This is a genomic window from Phocaeicola sartorii JCM 17136 = DSM 21941, from assembly GCF_054653615.1.
On sequence record NZ_BAAIFW010000005.1, the window covers coordinates 3149371 to 3168976 of the forward strand.

Consider the following 19606-nt stretch of genomic DNA (forward strand, 5'->3'; position numbering starts at 1 on the left):
TAATAAAAAACAAAATAACTTAGCAGATAAACAAGACAATCCCGCAAACATGACGCCCGCTTGCGCCTGTTTACGGGATTCCGGTTCTATAAAAATCAGGGGTCAGCCTTTACGCCATTCATTCATATACTCCCTCGGAGTCTGGTCATACTTCTTACGGAAGCATTTGCTGAAATAGCCGGAGTCCTTGAAGCCCACGGCAAAAGCGATTTCCGAGATACTCATATCCGAGTTCTTTATCAACTCAATGGATTTGTTCAGACGGATTTCTTTCACCAGATCCACCGGAGCAAACCCGGTGAGGCTTTTCAGTTTCTTAAAGAAAGCCGAACGGCTCAGCCCGATAGTCGAGGCGATAGTATCTATATTGAAATCACTGTTATCCAAATTCTCCTCGATGACCTGATGAATCTTCTCAATGAACTGCACATCCTTCTTCACCAGGAACTGTTCGTAGGTATCCTGTTCCTCCTTCTGTTCTTCGGGCTGCTGCCACACACGCTCGCGGAACAACTTGCGTTCATTCAGCAACTGCTCGATACGCGCCACCAGATAATCTTTGCTGAACGGCTTGATGATATAGGCATTCGCTCCCATGCTGATCGCCTTGGTCTTGGCCTCGTCATTTCCTTTGGCTGTCAGGATAATCACCGGGATGTGGCTGATCTGGAAATCCTTCCGGATGCGCTGCAACATCTCCATGCCATCCATATTCGGCATCATCTGGTCGGTGACCACCATGTCGGGATGATAGAGATGCACCTTCTTCAGCCCTTCCACGCCATCATTGGCCATATAGATATTGAATTTGTCCTCCAACTGCAATTTCAGCATATTGCACAAATCTTTATTGTCCTCCACAATCAGCACGGTAGGCAAAGACGAGTCTATGGGCTGTTCCAGCTCCTCTTCCTTGCTTGCAGAGGCGGAAGCGGATTCTGTTCCGGAAGCGTCCATCGTCTCACCGCCCATATAGAAATCCACCTCCGACGGTTTGTAGTGCTCCTTGCCCAGTTGCAGCTCGATCATAAAGATAGCCCCTTTCCCCTCGGGACTCTCGGCATAGATCTCGCCATGATGCAGGCTGATCAGTTCTTTAGACAAAGCCAGCCCGATACCTGTCCCCTGATAATAAGCGCCGCGGACGTTATCTGCCTGCGAGAAACGTTCGAAGATTTCGGAAAGCTTGCTGGCGGGAATCCCCACACCGCTGTCTTCCACCCGGACATAGCAACGCTTACCATCCTCCGTCACGCCCATCGTGACATAAATGTTCCCCCCGGCAGGAGTGAACTTGAATGCGTTCGAGATAATGTTGCGGATCACGATGGCCACTTTCTCCTTGTCGGCCCATACCATGATATCCTCGCCGGCCAGCTGGAAGGTGAAACTGACTTCATTCTCTTCGGCCATCACCCTGAATTCCTTCTCAAAGGAATCCACCATCTCATTCAGGTTGAACAACGACACGTGCAGACGCATCTTCCCGTTCTGTATTTTACGGAAATCCAGAATCTGGTTGACCAGTTGCAGCATCTGTTTGGTATTCCTCTCCATCAGATCCACATATTGCATTCCTTTCTGAGATAGTTTCTCCTTTTCTCTCAGTTCCTGGATGGGCCCCTGGATCAGAGTCAGCGGAGTGCGCAACTCATGCGAGATATTGGTAAAGAACTTGATTTTCAGTTCGGACAACTTTTGTTCGATATAGACATCATTCTTTACCTTTATCATGAAAAGAGACAATTTTATGGCCACCAGCAACAAGGCGACGGCTATAATCATATAGATGACATACGCCCACCAGCTAGCCCACCAGGGTGGCAGAACGACAACGGTCAGTTCCCGGAAGGAGTCCAGACCGGGATTCGCCTCATCCAGTGTCTGCACCCTGAACAGGTATTTTCCAGGAGGGACATTGGTATAGGACGCGATGCGGTTCTTCCCGTTATAGTGCCATTCCTTCTCATATCCTTCCAGAATATACTTGTAGGACACCCGGTTCTGATTATTATAGTTCAACGCCGCAAACTCCAACGTGAACATAGACTGGTTGTGATTCAACGTAATCCGGTCCGTATAGGTAATGGAGCGGTCAATAATGGGCTGATCTGTATAACTGCGTATATCCCGGTTGGATATCTGGCATCCCACAATGAACGTGTTATAATCAATTTTCCGTGTTTCCAGTTTGTCGGGGAAAAAGGTCAGTATCCCCTCTTTGCACCCCAGCCAGAGTTCTCCGTCCAGCGTCTTCAAGGTGGTGCTTTCCTCCATCGCCACCGGAGGAAAGCCATCGTATTTATCATAATTACGGACCTGGCTTGTCGTCCTGTCAAAGCAGGAAAGCCCTTTTTCCGTGGCAAGCCAAAGGGAACCGTTATCATCTTCTATGACAGACATCACCACATCATTATTCAACCCGTCTTCCCAGCCATACAATTTAAATGAAATCTCATGTGTTTTCTCATCATATCCCAACAATTTGCTCAGTCCTCCCCCAAACACGCATACCCATATCTGCGAGAGCTCATCCTTATAAAGTGCATACACATCGCTGTCGGCATAATTTGTCCGGTTGGTGCCACGATAGGTCTCAAACTCTATCTGCTCCACCGAGGCAAAGTCATTCTTAAAAGACATCAGCCCGTCCATCGTGCCTACCCACATGCGCCCGTCCTTATCCTCTATCATATTCCTCACTTCCATATAGAGGCCATACGTGGGATAGTTCTTGAATCCGTTGTATTTGTTCTTGAAGGTGATTTCCCCCTCCTCCTCCTCGCATAGCAGGTTCAGTCCTCCGTCCAAAGTACCCACCCAGATGCGTTTCCTTTCATCCTGATAAGTGAAATACACATCATTTCCGCTGATAGACGACAAATCGGACAAACTGTGCAGGAAGCGTTTGAAACGGAAACCGCCCGCGGCCTTCTCATCGGGAACCGCCTTCACCAGTCCGTCGCCTTTGGTAGAGAACCAGAGATTCCCCTTGTCGTCCTCCATGATATGATATACATTGCCTATGCGCTCGTCGCCCGTAGAATAAACATGTCGGGTCGTACCGTTCCGGTCCATCCGGTAGACACATTGCCAGCGGGTGCCCACCCAGATGTCGCCATTCTTTGACTGGAAGAGAGCCCTCACTCCTGCCACATAGCTTCCGGCCGACTGCGGGGACAAGGGAAGCAGGTTGAACTGCTTCTTGGGGAAATTCATGCAATACACCCCTTCATCGGCGGACGAAAGCCACAACACTCCGTCATCATCCAGCATCAGATGATAGAACTGCTGATTGGGCTTGTCGTTAGAGAGTTGTTTCAACTGATTGATATAGACCATCTCGGCATGCTCCCTGTCGAACAGCCAGGCCTCTCCTGCGGGAGACAGGAAAAAGAGCCCCTGCTCGCCGGCATCTTCCGAATACAGGGTGGTTATCTTTCCGAACATGGTGAACGGAAACCGTTTCGCGGTATGGTTCAACGGGTCATAATATATCAGCGCCCGCTCATTTTCGTGAAACCATATTTTGTCATACTGGTCTATGAATGCGTGGGTCACCATCGCGTCATTCATTTCAGTATTTATCTTTTGCAGCCTGCGCTCGGCCAGATCATACTCGTATGTACCCTGCCCCGCCACACTGAGATAAACGCATCCTGACGGCGTGACCAGCAGATTGCTGATGGCTCCCTTAATCTCGGACAGCAGATATCGGTTCACCAGGCCTGTCCCCACGTCAATGCTGTAAAAAACACCCGCACGGTCTCCTACCCACACCTTCTTACCATCTTCAAAAAAACAGGTGAAACTGTCCTTGTCACCGGAATTGATCTTACTGGTTATAAAATCGGCCGGGCGGGACGCCAGTTCCTTCCCCTTATGCACGGCGGCCACCTTGTAGTCGGTGCCTATCCAGCTGATATACTCCTCCGTCTCGCACAGGACATGGTGTTTCAGCGTATAATCATGCTTGTTTATCTCATGCTGCGAGTCGAACAGGATCTTGATAGTGACCTGCCCTTTCTCATCCACACCCGCCAGCAGCAAATTTTTATCTTTGGTCAGCAACAGCACATCCCCCTCGGCCGTATTCTGTAATTTTATCACCTGGATATTCTCCGAATAGTTCTTCATGTCATCGTAAACAGCATGAAAACATTCGGTCACTTTATTGAACACATACAATTTCCGGTCGATGGTCTTCACCCATATATACCCGTTCTTGTCCTCGACGATGCGCTGGATCTTGCGCGGAGGCACATCCGAGTCATACTCCTGCTTGTTGAAAGTTTTAAACTTCACTCCGTCAAAACAACATAAGCCATACCAGGTGCCGAACCAGATAAAGCCATCCCTGTCTTTCAAGGTACAGTTTACGGTGTTATTAGGAAGCCCTTGATCCACAGAATAATGTTCCACAATCATATTCACATTATATGACCACGAAGGAAAGCTTGTCAGGCAACAAAGTATAATTAGTATATATTTCTTCATAAGTATTTAGTTTTCTTCAAACCGAGGTCAAAGATAAGAAAAAATCCGTTGGTAATTAAATTGAAATTAGTTAAATACCCATCTATTGATCAGATTGGAACACAAATAACGCAAATGACACAAATTAATAGCTGCACAGCATGGATATAAACCTGCCGGAAGGTTAAATTTGTGTCATCTGCGTCATTTGCGTTCCCATTATAATCGACAGAACGAGAGCAATCCGCGTGCTATATTACTTCTCCGTACCAAACTCCGTTTGCTGTCTCTCCACCTCCATCAATACTTTTTGCCTTTCCTCTTCTGTCAGTACAACTTTCCCCGCCATTCTTTCGGTCCCGACAGGGCTTCCGGCGGTTCTTGCTCCGGCCGATTGGAAATCCGTTTCCTCCTCCGTGTAGCAGAAAGGAAGCTTCGATGGAACACTCTCCAGTTCTACCTCGGCAGAAACCGGGGCGTTCGTCCCTTCAAACTGCACACGAGCTTTCACCTTTATCTTGCCGGGCTTGCGGGTAGAGCGGACCAATACGGGAGCAGAGCCGAATTCCACCGTGCGCGGATTGGCATTGATAGAGGCATCCCCGATAATTCTCCCCTCACCTTCTACAGTAAACACGATATTTTCTTTGGCCAGGCGGCGCACATTGCCGCTGTCGTCCGTCACTTCGGCCACCACTACAATAAAATCCGAACCATCCGCCACCAATTGTTTTCCTTCCGTATCCACATACATGCGCAACTTCGTGCTGCGGCGCGACGGCATCCGCTTATAAGTGCAGACTACTTTACCATCTATGATCCCTTCCGCCACCATATTTACTTTCTGCCAGTTTTTCTGCTTATAACTGTACTCGCGGGCCTCCCAGAAATCCCATACCTGCTTGAACACCACCGGAGCGTTGGGCATGTGTCCCTGCTCGTGAACCACCGGAAGCGTCCAGCTTTTGGTACCGTCATAGACGGAGAGGCGGACTGAGTCGCAATTGCTGAACACCACCACATCGGCATCCGAGAAAGGAGACATTTCATGGGCGATAAACACCATAGGGCCACTTTCCGCCACAGGATGCTTCAACCTAGCCGGCGACTGGCTGCGGAAAGCATAATAAGCATATTTAGGCTGACGGAACGCATCATAAATGCCTCCGAAATACGGATCAGGATGATATCCACGCTGATGGTCGAACGGATGCCATTGCGCCCCGCCGACAAACTGCCCCGTGGTGCGGTATATTTCATCATAGCTCTTAGCCAATGACAAAGCCTGTACCAATAGCGGACGTTCCCCCCAGCTGCGGCTGGCACGATTGTTGTTATTATGCGCATACCAGTCGTCCACATTCTCACCAAACTCACGGGTAAAGATACATTGCTTGGGACGGTCCGCCTTCTCGTCATCTCCCGGCCATCCGTACACCACATCATAATTTTCCGCCACTCCTTTCGAGTGGACATCGGCTGCCGCCACGGGGCGTCCGGGATAAGGGAACTCCTCCCGTGTGATCCGTAACGCCTCCAGTGCGAAATCGCGCGGATAAGGTGTCTCATTCAGAATAGGCTCCCACATCAGCACGCTGGGATGATTGCGGTCCCGGCGTATCATCTCACGGGTATTTTTATGAACCAGCTTGGCAAATTCGGGATCTTTATTCCAATATTGCCATCCCGGAGTAGCCACTATCACAAACAGTCCCAGCTCGTCACAGGCATCCATGAACGCCGGATCTTGCGGATAATGGGCCACACGGATAATGGTACATCCCGCATCGCGCAAGCGTTTGGCATCCCGCCATTGCTGGCTGTTGGGCAGCGCATTTCCCACGTAGGCAAAATCCTGGTGACGGTTTGCTCCGACCAACTGTCCGAAAGGCTTGTCGTTCAGCCAGAAGCCGTCCTGTCCCTTAAATTCCGCTTTGCGGATTCCCACACGGGTCACTCCCCCGTCCAGTGTCTCACGTCCCGCTTTGACACGGGATTGTATCCTATATAAATAAGGTGAGTCGGGCGACCATAGTTCAGGATTGCGGACGGTAAGCTGCTGGCGTACCGTTTTCGACTCCCCCGGTTGCAGTTTCACCTGTTGCGAAGCCCTTCTTACGGGAGCATCACCGGCATCCGCCAGAACCGTCTCCACAGTTACGCTACGTGCCTGTTTTCCACTATTATGTACTTCCGTATTCACATACACGTCCGCTTTTTTCTCGCTTATATAATCAAAATGCACAAACACACCGCCTCCGGCCACCTTATCGGCTTCCAAGGCATCCGTAATGGCCACACTTGATTTTCCGATCATCCACACATCCCGATAGATTCCTCCATGATAGGCGAAGTCCAAGGTATATTGGCGCTTTCCCGGAGGAAAATTCTTATCATCACTGTTGTCCGTCATCACCGCCAGCAGGCAACTGTCTCCGGGCTGCACTCCCTGCTCCGTCAGTTGCACCGTGAAAGGAAGATATCCCCCCAAATGCTCCTGCACCTTCCTGCCGTTCAAGTAAACTACCTGTTTGCCCATGGCTGCCTCGAAATGAAGCGACACCTCTTTTCCCCTCATATCCTGGGGAATCACAAAATGTTTCCGGTACCACGCCACTCCCTGATAGTTACGACAACCACTTGCCTCGGCGGGCATCAGTTCCACAGAATGCGGAGTGGATACCACCTGCCAGGCTGTATCATCAAATTGCACGGCTTCCGCTCCTTTTATATCTCCGCGATGAAAACGCCATCCGGGATTGAAATTATATACTATTCTTCCGCTTCCGGATAAAGGGATGAATCCGGCCACGGAAGTCTCCATTTGAGCTTGTGCCAACATAGGCAACAGACACACAAGTAAAATAAACAGTTTCTTCATAATTATTACAGTATCTGAAAAGGAAGACGGATCAGCCGCCCGTTTGTACCCGTTCCCTTTGGGAAAAAGACCTTGTTGTTTGCTATAAAGATGAAGGTGTTTTTGTAAAAGGCCATTATCTTTTGAGGGAAAGCTCTTGATCTTTTTTAAAAAGATGGCGAGCTTTTTGTAAAAGGTGGAGGTGTTTTCAAGCACAAAGACGAATATTTTCATCCAGACCCGCACATCCGCATACGAGGGCATTGCCTCTTTCCAACAATAGTCAATGAATTTTACTTCAAGAAAAAGAATGATCAAAAACGGATACGACCTCATTTTTCTCTCTTTCAGGGTCCACAAGGTCCAGGGTCCATCTATGCGGTTATTTGAACCCAAAAGAAGTCATCAACAAGGCATTACTCAACTAACAGTCAACATGTTACAAAAGCATAAAAGCAACAAATAAATATTTGGGAAATAAGAAGAACAGATGCATGCAAACTTAGAACGTCCAACACTATGACCGGATTTCACAAGAGATAGTATGTATAAATAATTCTAAGAATAAAGAATCCGAGCACCCCTCCAGGCCGGCCCGTAACAATCCATACCGACCATCAAAAAGACCTGACAATCACTATCAAAACACCAATCCGCAAGCCTACCGATGAAGCTCCATCAACGACTTTTTACCAAACATAGGAGGCCCAATTCCCGCCTATGCACTTTGTTTGGTTCAAAACTCTATACATCAACAACTTAGTTATCTCCCCAGGGTCCAGAAAACCGCATAGATGGACCCTGGACCTTGTGGACCCTGAAACACCCCGTTCCGATTCTTTTCCTTGCAGAAATACACCCGTTTTATACGGTAAACCCAGACCTTTTTTATACCTTTGCACACTAAAAGAAAACAACAAAACATGGAATTATTCAATAAAATGATTGCCACGGCCCTGAAGGTTTCCGTACATCAAGTAGATAACACGTTATCCCTGCTGGCCGGAGGAGCCACCATCCCCTTCATAAGCCGGTACCGCAAAGAGGCGACCGGAGGACTGGACGAAGTACAAATAGGCGAGATAAAAGACCGCAATGACAAGTTGTGCGAACTGGCCAAACGAAAAGAAACCATTCTTTCCACCATAGAAGAGCAAGGCAAACTGACCGACGAATTGCGCAAACGCATTGAACAAAGCTGGGATGCCACCGAAGTGGAAGACCTATACCTGCCCTATAAGCCGAAACGGAAAACCCGCGCCGAAGCGGCACGGCAAAAAGGACTGGAACCGCTTGCCACCTTACTGTTGCTGCAACGCGAGAATCATCTGGACAGCCGCCTCTCTGCTTTTGTGAAAGGAGATGTGAAAGACGAAGAGGAGGCACTGAAAGGCGCACGAGACATCATAGCCGAACAAGTAAACGAGGACGAACGCGCCCGCAACCAACTGCGCAACCAGTTTTTCCGACAGGCTGTCATCACCGCCAAAGTGGTGAAAGGCAAAGAGGAAGAAGCCGCCAAATACCGCGATTATTTCGATTTCAGCGAACCCTTGAAACGCTGCTCCTCCCACCGCCTGCTCGCCATCCGCCGGGGAGAGGCGGAAGGACTGCTGAAAGTGAGCATCAGCCCCGATGACGAAGAATGCACCGGACGGCTGGAACAAATGTACGTCCGCGGCAACAACGAATGCAGCCGCCAGGTAGGCGAGGCGGTGCGCGACGCATACAAACGGCTTCTGAAACCTTCCATCGAAACCGAATTCTCGGCCTTGAGCAAGGAGAAAGCCGACGAGGAGGCTATCCGTGTCTTCGCAGGAAACCTGAGACAGCTTCTGCTGGCTCCCCCTTTGGGACAGAAACGGGTGATGGGAGTCGATCCCGGCTACCGCACCGGATGCAAAATAGTCTGCCTGGACGCCCAGGGCGCCTTGCTGCACAACGAGACCATTTATCCGCACCCGCCCAAAAACGAATACGCACAGGCATCGCGCAGCATCGTGAAACTGGTAGAGCAATATCAGATAGAGGCCATCGCCATAGGCAATGGAACCGCCAGCCGCGAGACCGAACAATTCATCACCTCACAACGCTATGACCGCAAATTGCAAGTATTTGTCATAAGCGAGGACGGAGCCTCCATTTACTCGGCCTCGAAGACCGCCCGCGACGAGTTCCCCGAATACGATGTGACCGTGCGAGGAGCCGTCTCCATTGGCCGCCGGCTGATGGATCCGCTGGCCGAACTGGTGAAAATAGACGCCAAATCCATCGGAGTGGGACAATACCAGCACGATGTGGATCAGACTTTACTGAAAAAATCATTGGACCAGACGGTGGAAAGTTGCGTGAACCTGGTAGGCGTGAACCTCAATACCGCCAGCCACCATCTGCTGACTTATATATCGGGACTGGGCCCCACCCTGGCCCGGAACATTGTGGACTACCGCACCGAAAACGGTCCCTTCGGCTCACGCAAGGAGTTACTGAAAGTACCCCGGATGGGAGCGAAAGCATTTGAACAATGCGCCGGATTCCTGCGTATCCCACAAGCAAAGAATCCGCTGGACAACTCGGCCGTGCATCCCGAAAGCTATCCCATAGTGGAACAGATAGCTCAAGACCTGCACTGCACCGTGGACGAACTGATCAAGAATAAAGAACTGCGCAGCCGCATCGACATCCGGAAATACGTCACCCCCACAGTGGGCCTCCCCACCCTGACAGACATCATGCAGGAACTGGACAAGCCGGGACGCGACCCGCGGCAGCAAATCAAAGTCTTTGAATTCGACAAGAACGTGAAGACCCTGGAGGATCTGACCGAAGGAATGGAACTGCCCGGCATTGTGAACAACATTACAAACTTCGGCTGCTTTGTGGATATAGGAATCAAAGAGAAAGGACTGGTGCATGTATCGCAACTGGCCGACAAATTCGTGAGCGACCCCACCACCATAGTCAGCATCCATCAGCATGTACGGGTGAAAGTGATGGGCATAGACCGTGAACGAAAACGTATCCAACTCACCATGAAAGGAGTAGATCAATAAATGCAACAAGGTAAAAAGAGAAAGAACATGGAAGAGAATATAGAAACCTGCGGCTGGTTCGTTTTTTACAAGGACCAGCTGCTGATCGAGAAAAAGAACGGAAAATACACCATACCTTTCGGAACGGAGCCACCCATGCCCGTTCCGGTGGGAAGCACCATCCACACCATCGGAGAGATAGAAGGACACACCGCCCGGACTTTCTCCGTACACGCCCCGGTGCCCGGCAGCGAAAATGACCGCCACCTGATGATGGACCTCCGGAGTTCATACGACGTACTGCCTTGGGAGGAATACAACCTGGGCGGAAAAGCCTTCCAGATACTGAACTGGGACAAGAACAGCCGTTACTGCCCCATGTGCGGCGTGCCTACCGTGCAGATCTCGCCCATCGCGAAGAAATGCCCGCAATGCCGTCAGGAAATCTATCCGCGCATCTCCCCCGCCATCATCGTACTGATACGCCGGGAAGACAGCATACTACTGGTTCACGCCCGCAACTTCCGGGGAACTTTCAACGGCCTGGTAGCCGGCTTTCTTGAACCGGGCGAGACCTTGGAGGAATGCGTGCACCGCGAGGTGCTGGAGGAAACAGGACTGCACATCAAAAACCTGAACTATTTCGGCAGCCAGCCGTGGCCTTATCCCAGCGGAATCATGATAGGCTTCACCGCCGATTATGAAAGCGGAAACATCAAGCTACAACAAGAGGAACTGAATGCCGGCGCTTTCTATACCAAAGACAATCTGCCGGAAATACCCAAGAAACTGAGCCTGGCCAGAAAGTTGATTGACGCATGGCTGGAGGAGAAGAAATAATTTATAGAACGAGATAAATAGCGTCCCATCCATAAATCCCTATTTATCATTTGCAGAACTTAAAAAAGTACTATCTTTGCAATATGGAATGGTTAAATAGCTTATTTTTTGAACATACGCCTTTACAGGCGGTTGTCATCCTCTCGATTATCATTGCCGCCGGGCTTGGCTTAGGCAAAATCCACCTGTTTGGCATTTCATTGGGAGTCACCTTCGTCTTTTTCGCCGGTATTCTGGCAGGACACCTGGGATTCTCAATCAACCCGGACATGCTGAATTATGCTGAAAGTTTCGGGCTTGTACTTTTTGTCTACGAACTAGGGCTACAAGTAGGTCCCGGCTTTTTCAGCTCATTCCGTAAAGGCGGTGTACAGCTCAATATGCTGGGCATGGGCGTCATTCTGACAGGTACGGTCATGACGGTACTTTTCAGCAAGTTGGGAGGCATACCGATGAGCGACATGGTGGGCATCCTTTGCGGAGCCACAACCAACACCCCGGCCCTGGGTGCCGCCCAACAGACACTGAAACAAATGGGCGAACCCTCCAGCGGTGCCGCACTGAGCTGCGCCGTAACCTATCCGCTGGGGGTGGTAGGTGTTATTCTGGCCATGCTGCTGGTGCGCAAGCTGTTCGTCCGCCCCTCGGACATCGACACCCACGAACACGAGGACACCAACCAGACATTCATTGCCACTTTCAAGGTGCACAACCCCGCCATTTTCAATAAAAGCATAAAAGAGGTGGCCTTATTGAGCTATCCCAAATTTGTCATCTCCCGTTTGTGGCGGGAAGGCGCGGTGAGCATCCCCACTTCGGAAAAGATCCTGAAAGAGAACGACCGCCTGCTGGTCATCACCACCGAGAAGGACGCCCCCTCGCTGACCATTCTGTTCGGCGAACAGGAAAGCCAGGACTGGAACAAAGAAGACATAGACTGGAACGCTATTGACAGCCAACTGATTTCCAAACATATCGTTATCAGCCGCCCCGAAATAAACGGGAAAAAGCTAGGTTCCCTGCGCCTGCGCAACAGCTATGGCATCAACATCAGCCGGGTGATGCGTAGCGGAGTACAATTGCTGGCCACACCGGGACTGGTCCTCCAGCTGGGCGACCGGCTGACCGTGGTGGGAGAAGCCAAAGCCATAGAGAATGTGGAAAAAGTGTTGGGCAATACGGCCAAGACACTGAAAGACCCCAATCTTGCCGCCATCTTTATAGGCATCGTGCTGGGGCTGATACTGGGCTCCATCCCCGTGGCCATCCCCGGCATCAGCACTCCCGTAAAATTAGGTCTGGCGGGCGGGCCTATCGTAGTGGGAATCCTCATCGGATGCTTCGGCCCCCGCTTCCATCTGGTGACCTATACTACCCGGAGCGCCAACCTGATGCTGCGCGGCATCGGGCTGTCCCTCTATCTGGCTTGCCTGGGACTGGACGCCGGCGCACATTTCTTCGAGACCGTGATGCGCCCCGAAGGAGCCATCTGGATAGCAGCGGGCTTCGCCATCACCTTTATTCCGGTAGTCATCATGGCATTGGTAGCGCTCCGCATGAGCCGCCTCGACTTCGGCACCACCTGTGGCATGCTGTGTGGAAGCATGGCAAACCCCATGGCTTTGAATTATGCCAATGATACATTACCCGGCGACAATCCGGCGGTGAGTTATGCCACCGTATATCCGCTGTCCATGTTCAGCCGGGTCATTATAGCCCAACTAATACTCATGTTTTTTATATAAATCACAACCATGAACGCTTATAATTCAATTACCCCGGAAACCATACAGGAAGACATGCGATACCTGCAACTGCTGTCGCACAGTTTCCCCACTATAGCCGATGCCAGTACGGAAATAATCAATCTGGAAGCTATCCTGAACCTGCCCAAAGGTACCGAGCATTTTCTGGCCGACCTGCACGGAGAATACGAGGCATTCCAGCACGTGCTGCGGAATGCTTCCGGCGCCATCAAAAGAAAGGTAAACGAAATATTCGGCAACACGTTGCGCGAAAGTGAGAAGAAAGAACTCTGTACATTGATTTACTATCCGGAGCAAAAGCTGGATCTGGTGAAAACGGTGGAAACGGAGCTGGACGACTGGTATGTCATTACCTTGAACCAGCTGGTACGTGTATGCCAGAATGTATCTTCCAAATACACCCGTTCCAAAGTACGCAAGTCACTTCCCAAAGAATTCTCGTACATCATTCAGGAACTATTGCATGAAAGTTCGATGGTTCCCAACAAGCAGGCGTATATTAATGTCATCATCAGCACCATTATCTCCACACGCCGTGCCGACGACTTTATCATCGCCTTGTGCAACCTCATCCAACGGCTCACCATAGACACACTGCATGTGCTGGGTGACATATTCGACCGTGGCCCCGCCCCCCACCGCATTATGGACATACTGTGCGATTACCACAATTTCGACGTGCAATGGGGAAACCATGATATACTGTGGATGGGAGCCGCAGCCGGCAACGACTGTTGTATGGCAAACGTGCTGCGCCTGGCCATGCGCTATGGAAACCTGGCCGCCCTGGAGGACGGATATGGCATCAACCTCCTGCCCCTGGCCACCTTTGCCATGGAAACATACGCCGACGATCCCTGTACCCTGTTCGGACCGAAAGTGGAGAAAGAGGACTGCACCTACAACGCCAAGACACTGCGCATGATAGGCCAGATGCATAAAGCGATCAGCGTTATCCAGTTCAAACTGGAAGCGGAGATTATCAGACGCCGCCCCGACTTCGGGATGGACGACCGTATGCTGCTGCACCGTATAGACTTCGGACGCAAGGTCATAACCATGCCCGACGGACAGGAATACGAACTGAAAGACAGTTTTCTTCCTACAGTAGATCCTGCCGATCCTTATAAGCTGACTGACGAGGAACGGGAGATCATGAACAAGCTCCACCGTTCATTTGTCAGCAGCGAGAAATTGAAAAAACACATCCGCTGCCTGTTCCGTTACGGATGCATGTACACGGTGAGCAATTCGAACCTGCTGTTCCACGCCTCCATCCCCCTGAATGCCGACGGTACGCTGAAAGACGTGTCCATAGCCGGAAAAATGTATAAGGGGAAAGCCTTGCTGGAAAAGGTGGGACACCTGATCCGTACCGCCTTCTTCGCTGAAGAGGACAACGAGGACAGGCCATTTGCCGTAGACTACGTATGGTACTTGTGGTGCGGCAAAGACTCCCCTGCTTTCGACAAGGACAAAATGGCTACTTTCGAACGTTATTTCTTAAAAGAGAAAGAGTTGCACAAGGAAGTGAAGGGCCACTATTACAGTCTGCGCAATGAGGAAAAGGTATGCGACATGCTGCTGGACGAGTTCGGAGTGATAGGTGAACACCGCCATATCATCAACGGACATGTACCTGTAAAAACCATCCAAGGTGAGAATCCGATCAAGGCAAACGGCAAGATGATGGTCATAGACGGAGGATTCTCCAAAGCGTATCATTCAGAAACCGGAATTGCCGGATATACGCTGGTGTATCATTCGCGCGGATTCCAACTGGTACAGCACGAACCGTTCACCTCGATGCAAAAAGCCATTGAAGAAGGACAGGATATCAAATCGAGCACCCAGATAGTGGAAATGAGCACCCAGCGCATGATGGTAAAAGACACCGACAAGGGACGGGAACTGGTGACACAGATCAACGACTTGAAGAAACTGCTGGTGGCTTACCGGACAGGACTGATCAAAGAGAAATCCATCTAAAAAAAACCGCAATCATCCGGTGGGATGATTGCGGATAACAATAAAGCCCGTATCAGACTCCCGTCTACCGGACTTATGGATTACCGAACAAAAAAAATATCCTTATACGATTCTGTTCATCGCCGAATCGGGGAAAACCACCGTCGGCTTGAACGATTTCGCTTCTTCAAAATCCATCATGGCGTATGACATGATAATCACAATGTCACCCACCTGTACTTTCCGGGCGGCAGCTCCATTCAGACAAATACATCCCGAACCGCGCTCGCCCTTAATAATATAAGTTTCAAATCTCTCACCGTTGTTATTATCCACAATATGCACCTTTTCACCGGCAATCATATTGGCGGCATCCATCAAGTCCTCGTCAATCGTGATACTACCCATGTAGTTCAAATTGGCTTCCGTCACACGGACACAATGGAGTTTCGACTTTAATACCTCAATCATCATAATTCGAATGGTTAACGATCACTATCCCTTATACTTTATATTATCTATCAAACGTACCTCCCCGCAAAATACCGTAATGCAGCCTACCGCATAATCCGTCTCTTCCCAGTCCGTTATTTTCTGAAGAGTAGCGCCATCTACTAATTCAAAATATTCCAGACGCAAGCCCGGAGCAGCGGCAATCGCATCTTCTACAAATTTTTGAGTCTCAGCGACTGTATGAGATTTTGCAAAGGTACAACTTTTAAATAAAGTCTGCGAAATATTCAGCGCATTTTTTCTTTCCACTGCGGAAAGGCGTGCATTGCGGCTGCTCAATGCCAGTCCGTCTTCCTCACGCACGATAGGACAGCCTACAATCTCCAGTCCGTTGAACCCCATCTGTCTCACCATTTCACGGATAATGGCCAACTGCTGGAAATCTTTCTCGCCGAAATAAGCACGGGCAGGGTTTACAATCATAAACAGCTTGCTCACTATCTGGCATACCCCATTAAAATGTCCCGGACGAAAACGGCCTTCCATCACTGTATCCAAAGGCGCATAACTGAACTGCCGGGTATCGGGCTCAGGATAAATCTCTTCCACAGACGGAGCAAAAACAAAAGCCGCCCCCACCTTCTCCAACAATTCACAGTCGGCCTCCAGCGTACGCGGATATTTCACCAGGTCATTTTTGTCGTTAAACTGGGTAGGATTCACAAAATCACTTACCACCACTACATCATTTTCCGCAACAGCACGTTTCACCAACGAAGCGTGTCCGGCATGGAGCGCACCCATCGTAGGCACCAGACCTATCGTCTTTCCCTCACCGCGCAGGGCATCCAGCTCCGATTGAAGCTCTTTGATTGTTTGAACTAACTTCATCTTTTTATCTCTTTTGTTTGAGTAGTTTCATTTAAAACGGCTGCAAAGTAAACCATTATTTGGGAGATAACGAAGAAAAAAAAGAATTTTAATTAGGGACGACCGGTTGGTGACGAGTGGCCAATGCCCTGCGGATATGGTGCGACGAACCCTCATCGGCTACCGGCCAACCACCTGTTCTCCCCCATTTTCCGCTTGATTCCGCAAGGCATTAACCACTCACCAGCAATCACTAATCCCTAATTACCAGACTCTTAACAAATCATAAGGAATTATTATTCCCCGTTTTTTGCCACTCTCATCTATTTTTTTTATATCTTTGCAAAATGATTATGAGCAACAAAAAGTTAAGATGAAGGCAAATAAAGTTTTATTTATTACACAAGAGATTACCCCTTACGTTCCCGAATCCGAAATGGCAAATATGGGAAGATATCTCCCTCAGGCTATCCAGGAAAAAGGCAGAGAAATCAGAACTTTTATGCCGAAATGGGGCAATGTCAATGAACGCAGAAACCAATTACACGAAGTCATCCGCCTGTCCGGCATGAATTTAATCATAGACGATACGGACCATCCGCTGATTATCAAAGTGGCATCTATCCAAGCTGCACGTATGCAGGTTTACTTCATTGACAATGACGACTATTTCCAGCACCGCCAGATGGTAGCTGACGAAAACGGTGTAGAATACAAGGACAATGACGAGCGTGCCATTTTCTATGCGCGCGGTGTATTGGAAACAGTAAAGAAACTACGCTGGTGTCCGGACATTATCCATTGCCAAGGATGGATGAGCGCATTTGTGCCTCTTTATATAAAGAAGGCTTATCAAGACGAGCCGTCATTCAGAGACTCAAAAGTGGTATTCTCAGTGTTTGAAGATGATTTCAAATCGGACTGTGAAGGCAATCTGACCGAAAAACTCATGCTGAAAGGCATCGAAAAAAGTGATGTGGAAAGTATCGTCAAGTCTCCGGCTAATTACGAGGAGCTTTGCAAACTGGCCATTGCTTACTCCGACGGCGTGATACAGAACAGCGGGAAAGTGAACGAAAATGTCATGAAGTTCGCGCGTGAATCCGGTGTGCCTGTGCTCGACTATCAGCCTGCCGATACCTACGTAGATGCTTTCAATGAGTTCTACGACAAAGTATGGGAGTTTGAAAAGAAATAACCCACTAAGAATAATAAAGATGAAAATCAAATACTTATGCGCATTGTTGTTGGCGGCACTGATTTACAGTTGCGACGACTCTACAACCGGCATCGGGACTGACCTTATCCCCGGCGGAGATAAAATTCCGGCAAATACAGACAGTTATGAGTTCACCACCCAGTCCCTGTTGGCCGACTCCGTTTATGCACGTACCAGTACTGCATATTTAGGACGATACACCGATGAGCAATTCGGAGAATTTACTGCCGACTTTATAGCACAGTTCACCTGTATGGACAACTTCAAATTTGAAGAAGAACTGACCAAAGTCATCGGAGTAAATATCAGTTTGCAATACGGATCTTTCTTCGGCGACTCACTGAATGCCATGCGCTTACAGGTTGACACATTGGACAAGGTTATTCCTGAAAAAGATTTAAGTACCTTCTATACCAGTGTGAATCCTAAGGATTATTACAACGAGAAAGGCAAACCGATAGCCGCAAAAGCCTATTCAGCCGTAGGTCCGTCTACAAGCAAAGATGAAACCACGACCACAAACGACGGGAGAAAACAGCGGACCATCATACAGACGATCAAATTGCCCAACTCACTAGGTGATCATATTTTCAACAAATACAAGGAGAACAAAGAGTACTTCAAGACCCCCGAGAGTTTTATCAAGAATGTGCTGAAAGGAGTTTACATCCGCTGCACCCATGGCGACGGAACGATTTTATACATTGACGCCATAAGCTTGAACCTCAGTTTCGAGGCCTTGATAGAAAGTTCTTCCGGCCAACGGGATTCATTGGTTTACAAATCCTATTTCTTCGGTGCGACCAAGGAAGTGATACAAGCCAACCACTTCAGCAATGGCGACAGACTGAAAGATTTGGTGAAAGATCCGGACCGTACCTATATAAAGAGTCCGGCGGGTATTTTCACCGAAGCCACGTTCCCCATTACAGAAATTTACAACGAGCATAAAAGAGATACGCTGAATGGCGTAAACGTGTCGTTCACCCGCTATAACGAGAAAGCATCCAAATACCCGATGGGCATCCCCCAATATGTATTGATGGTGAGAAAGAAAGACATGTTCTCGTTCTTTGAAGAGAACAAGATTACTGACAACAAGACTTCTTTCCTGAATAGCTCATATAGCAGCAGTAACACATACACCTTTACCAACATCGCTCCTTTAATCACTTATTGCATTGAGGAACGGAAAAAGGGGATCATAGCCGCTGGGGGAAATCCTGACAAGGAAGAAGACGGCAAAAAATGGGAGGCCGAAAATCCGGACTGGAACAAAGTAGTCATTATACCGGTCAAGGCTGTACGCAACTCTAATAATGAGATCGTTGAAATATCCAACAGCTTAAGCATGGAAAGCGCGGCTCTGAAAGGAGGGACCAATCCGGCCAACAAGTTGAAAATGCAAATCTTCTACACTACATTTTAATTTTTTTCATGTTTCTATAATTTGACAAGAAACAGGTGGAAACTACAGCAATGTGATTTCCACCTGTTTTGATTTTATCCCTACCATAACCGCCACCGGATGACAGAGGGGAATAAATGGACAGAAGACGGAATCATCAAAAGAAAGAAAGCCGGCAGCATCCTTTTTACGGACGCTACCGGCTTGTACTTTTCTATGGAAACTTCCCTGTTCTTTAGAAGGGCAGATCATCCTTCTCGTCTGTTGCGGCAAAATCTACCGGAGCAGCGGGAGCTGCATTCATGGGAGGAAACGGAGCATCCGGTGCGGCAGGACCCTGAGCACCCACACGCTCTACTTTCCACGCACGGATACTATTGAACCAGCGGCCATTCCACTCACGGGCATCCACGTCAAAAAACACATTCAACTCCTCACCCGCCTGAATATTAAATTGCGCTATCTTGTCTGCTCCAAATACGTCAAAACACATCTTTTTAGGGTATTGATCATGCGTTTCGATTACGTATTCCTGCACCTTCCATTCATTTCCTGTCTTTGAAACTCCTCCTCTCGGTTCGAGGACTGCTATTACTTTTCCTGCTAATTCCATATTACGTTATTTTAATTCGCCACGAAAGTACACTTTTCCTTGCGAGTAAACTAATTTTTTCGCCATTTTTTGCGCTCGAACCATAATCTTTTCGTAACTTT

The 19606-nt window shown here is 49.0% G+C and carries 12 protein-coding genes; 6 read left to right on the forward strand and 6 right to left on the reverse strand.

All coding sequences use genetic code 11. From position 1 onward, the window contains the following. Positions 1-102 precede the first annotated feature (102 nt). Positions 103-4497, reverse strand: a complete 4395-nt coding sequence (locus ACYQ0C_RS13470; protein ID WP_016276084.1) for a hybrid sensor histidine kinase/response regulator transcription factor — start codon at positions 4495-4497, stop codon at positions 103-105. Positions 4498-4732: 235 nt separating this feature from the next. After that, positions 4733-7357 carry a glycoside hydrolase family 2 protein gene (locus tag ACYQ0C_RS13475; protein WP_032941721.1) on the reverse strand — a complete coding sequence of 875 codons (2625 nt, stop codon included), beginning with the start codon at positions 7355-7357 and terminating at the stop codon, positions 4733-4735. 902 nt (positions 7358-8259) lie between these two features. Here ACYQ0C_RS13475 and ACYQ0C_RS13480 point away from each other — a divergent pair. From ACYQ0C_RS13480 to ACYQ0C_RS13495, 4 genes are all read left to right on the forward strand, one after another. Next, a complete protein-coding gene (locus ACYQ0C_RS13480) occupies positions 8260-10389 on the forward strand; it encodes a Tex family protein (protein ID WP_016276082.1) in 2130 nt (709 codons plus the stop codon). Positions 10390-10416: 27 nt separating this feature from the next. Further along, complete coding sequence (nudC, locus tag ACYQ0C_RS13485) at positions 10417-11208, forward strand: NAD(+) diphosphatase (RefSeq protein ID WP_016276081.1); 792 nt, start codon at positions 10417-10419, stop codon at positions 11206-11208. A gap of 83 nt (positions 11209-11291) precedes the next feature. Next, entirely contained in the window at positions 11292-12953 is a 1662-nt protein-coding gene (locus ACYQ0C_RS13490; RefSeq protein WP_016276080.1) for a putative transporter, read from the forward strand. A 9-nt stretch (positions 12954-12962) separates the two neighbouring features. Further along, entirely contained in the window at positions 12963-14963 is a 2001-nt protein-coding gene (locus ACYQ0C_RS13495) for a fructose-bisphosphatase class III (RefSeq protein WP_016276079.1), read from the forward strand. 102 nt (positions 14964-15065) lie between these two features. On the opposite strand, the gene panD is transcribed toward ACYQ0C_RS13495, so the two are convergent. Both panD and panC read right to left on the reverse strand, forming a co-directional pair. Further along, on the reverse strand, positions 15066-15416 hold the full coding sequence (gene panD, locus ACYQ0C_RS13500) for an aspartate 1-decarboxylase (protein WP_016276078.1): 351 nt from the start codon (positions 15414-15416) through the stop codon (positions 15066-15068). Between the two features lie 21 nt (positions 15417-15437). Beyond that, positions 15438-16286: a pantoate--beta-alanine ligase gene (panC, locus tag ACYQ0C_RS13505; RefSeq protein ID WP_016276077.1), complete on the reverse strand. Its 849-nt coding sequence runs from the start codon at positions 16284-16286 to the stop codon at positions 15438-15440. Positions 16287-16638: 352 nt separating this feature from the next. Here panC and ACYQ0C_RS13510 point away from each other — a divergent pair, with 352 nt between their 5' ends. Further along, positions 16639-17463, forward strand: a complete 825-nt coding sequence (locus ACYQ0C_RS13510; protein ID WP_016276076.1) for a glycogen/starch synthase — start codon at positions 16639-16641, stop codon at positions 17461-17463. A gap of 19 nt (positions 17464-17482) precedes the next feature. Then, positions 17483-18913: a DUF4270 domain-containing protein gene (locus ACYQ0C_RS13515; protein WP_016276075.1), complete on the forward strand. Its 1431-nt coding sequence runs from the start codon at positions 17483-17485 to the stop codon at positions 18911-18913. Positions 18914-18955: 42 nt separating this feature from the next. Here the strand turns inward: ACYQ0C_RS13515 and ACYQ0C_RS13520 are convergent, their stop codons facing one another. Both ACYQ0C_RS13520 and ACYQ0C_RS13525 read right to left on the reverse strand, forming a co-directional pair. Further along, the gene (locus ACYQ0C_RS13520; protein WP_025017430.1) at positions 18956-19144 is read right to left on the reverse strand and encodes a hypothetical protein; all 189 of its coding nucleotides are present in this window, start codon (positions 19142-19144) and stop codon (positions 18956-18958) included. After that, entirely contained in the window at positions 19128-19505 is a 378-nt protein-coding gene (locus tag ACYQ0C_RS13525) for a DUF3127 domain-containing protein (RefSeq protein WP_016276074.1), read from the reverse strand. The genes ACYQ0C_RS13520 and ACYQ0C_RS13525 overlap by 17 nt, the downstream gene beginning before the upstream one ends. Positions 19506-19606 lie beyond the last annotated feature (101 nt).